The 2,770-nt window shown below is 66.6% G+C and carries 2 protein-coding genes; both read left to right on the top strand.

Translation table 11 applies throughout. The features are described 5' to 3' along the window. A partial coding sequence (locus AC5P98_RS21880; RefSeq protein ID WP_495230217.1) for a methyl-accepting chemotaxis protein occupies positions 1–472 on the top strand: 472 nt, incomplete at its 5' end. Between the two features lie 816 nt (positions 473–1,288). Further along, positions 1,289–2,770, top strand: a 1,482-nt coding sequence (locus tag AC5P98_RS21875; RefSeq protein WP_495230216.1) for a cache domain-containing protein, incomplete at its 3' end; no start/stop codon positions are given.

The following is a 2,770-nucleotide window of genomic DNA, read 5'->3' as shown; positions in this document are numbered from 1 at the left end:
CGCCAAGGAGATCAAGGGCCTGATCGACGACTCGGTCGGCAAGGTCAACGACGGCTCGGCGCTGGTGCACAAGGCCGGCGCGACCATGGGCGAGATCGTCGCCTCGGTGCAGCGCGTGACCGACATCATGGCCGAGATCTCCGCCGCCTCGCAGGAACAGAGCGCCGGCATCGAGCAGGTCAACCAGACCGTGGTGCAGATGGACGAAACCACGCAGCAGAACGCCGCGCTGGTGGAAGAAGCCACCGCCGCCGCACGTGCGATGGAAGAACAGGCCGGCCACCTCAGCGAGGCCGTGTCGATCTTCGTGGTGGACGAAGCCGAGGTCGTCGCCGCCCCGCGCGTCACCACCCCGGCACCGCGCGCCGCTGCACCGGCTGCCCCGGCCCCGGCTGCCCCGCCGGCCCGCCGCACGGCGGGTGGTCGCCCGATGGCCACCGAACTGGCCGACGGAGACTGGCAGGAGTTCTGATGCCTGCCTGACCTGAGTTACGAGAACGCCCTGGCCCTGTGCTGGGGCGTTTTTGTTTACGGGGTATCTGATTATCCAGCCAACGGCGAAGCCCCTCGGGGTGGTCGCTGAGAGCGGCGGACTTCCTTCGTTTGGCCGGGAGGATGGGTTGCGCAGGGGACGCTGCAAGTACGTCTCTGTAAGTTTGGTCGCCGCTTGCACGTGTGCACTGTCCTGCGCACACGGCAAGACCGGGGTTGGGCGTCCTGCCCAACCCGCCCGAGGCATGTCTCGACCCCATGCGGCTCACGCCCCTGCGCAACCCACCCTCCCGGCCACGGACACTTCCCGTGCGCGTCCACCCCGGATTGAAGAAAGAAGAGCAAAAGACAAAAGCCAGGTCACTTCCGGGGTCAGATCCGTTTTCCGCAGGAAAACGGATCTGACCCCTCTTTCCACCTGGAAACCCAATGCTCTTGCCGTCCGCCGAAGTGAAGCCCTGGCGGGCCGGGTCGGGGTGGGCAGGCAGGACCGTTGGCGCCATGGATGGCGCCATCGAGCCCCCACGGACGGGTTTACGGCGTGTCCCGCCAGCCCACCCCGACCCAGCCACCCACTGAAAATTCAGAGCCGACCAACTGCCGTTGCCGTTGCCGTTGCCGTTGCTTCAAAAGCCTGCCGCAGGCAGCGCCGCAGCCGCCGCTGCAAGGAAACCTGAATACGTTCGGACACCGCACCTCAATCCCCCGCCCGCGCGGCCGATAACGGGGTTGTCACGGCGTATCCCGCCGCTGACCGGCACGGCGCCGCCCGCCCGCTTCGATCTGGTCCTGCTCGATGAATCTCCTGCATCGCTGGCAACACTACTTCCGCAATCTTTCCGTCCGGCGCAAGCTCAACCTGCTGACGCTGCTCATCGCGCTCGGCGTGATCGCGCTCTCGGTGATCGCCGCCCGCATGCAATACCTGGACCTGACCGAAACCCGCAAGAGCGCGCTGAAGACCCAGGTCGAACTGAGCTACGGCATCCTGCAGCACTACCACCGCCTGGCCGGTACCGGCGAGCTCAGCGAAGAGGCCGCCAAGAGCGCCGCGCTGCAGGCGCTGGAGGTCATGCGCGCCGGGAACGATACCTACTACTTCAACATCTACGACACCGGCTACCGCCTGCTGATGCACCCGTTCCGCAAGGACCTGGTCGGCAAGGACATGAAGGACTTCCGCACCGACGACGGCGTACGGATCTACTACGACCAGGTCGAAGCGGCTCGCGCCGGCGGCGGCTTCGTCAACTACCGCTGGGCCAAGCCGGGCAGCAAGGGCGAAGTCGAGAAGGTCGCCTATGCCGGCCTGTTCGCGCCCTGGAACTGGGTGGTCAGCAGCGGCGTCTACATGGACGACGTGCAGAAACAGGCGCTGGTGTTCACCGCCATCATGGCGGTCTCTGGTGGCGTACTGGTGCTGATCGTGCTGGCCCTGAGCTGGGTCATCGGCAACCGCATCGCCGTGCCGCTGAAGCAGGCCACCGCCGTGGCCGAAGGCATCGCCGGCGGCAAGCTGGACAGCCACATCGGCCCGCAGCCGCACGACGAAACCGGCCGCCTGCTGGAGGCCATGGCCGGCATGCAGCAGCAGCTGCATGCGGTCATCACCGGCCAGCGCGAAATGGCGCGCCGTCATGACGGCGGCGAACTGAGCTACCGCATCGACGCCAGCGCCTTCCCCGGTGAGTACGGGCTGATGGTGCAGGAAACCAACGCCCTGGTCGGCGGCCACGTGCAGACCCTGCACGACGTGCTGGACGTGGTGCAGCAATACGCGGTCGGCGATCTCAGCCGCGACATTGCACGCTACCCGGGCGAAAAGGCCGCGATGACAACCACCGTTGATACGGTCAAGGCCAACCTCGGCCGCATCAATGCCGAGATCAAGCAGCTGGCCAGCGCCGCCGCGGCCGGCGACTTCAGCCTCCGTGGCGATGCGCAGCGCTTCGATCACGATTTCCGCCTGATGCTGGAGAACCTCAACGCGATGATGGCGGTCAGCGATGACAACCTCGGCAAGCTCTCGCAGCTGCTGTCGGCCATCGCCGAAGGTGACCTGACCGCACGCATGCACGGCGACTACCAGGGCGTGTTCGCACGCATGCGCGACGATGCCAACACCACCGTCACGCAACTGACCCAGATCGTCGGCCAGATCCAGGCCAGCGCCTCCAGCATCACCCTGGCCGCCGGCGAGATCGCCTCCGGCAACAGCGACCTGTCGCGCCGCACCGAGCAGCAGGCCGCCAACCTGGAAGAAACCGCCGCCTCGATG

This window comes from Stenotrophomonas sp. YJH_SMC_135 (genome assembly GCF_059372355.1).
The sequence above is the reverse complement of the archived record's forward strand: the minus strand, read 5'-3'. Positions and strand labels throughout refer to the sequence as shown.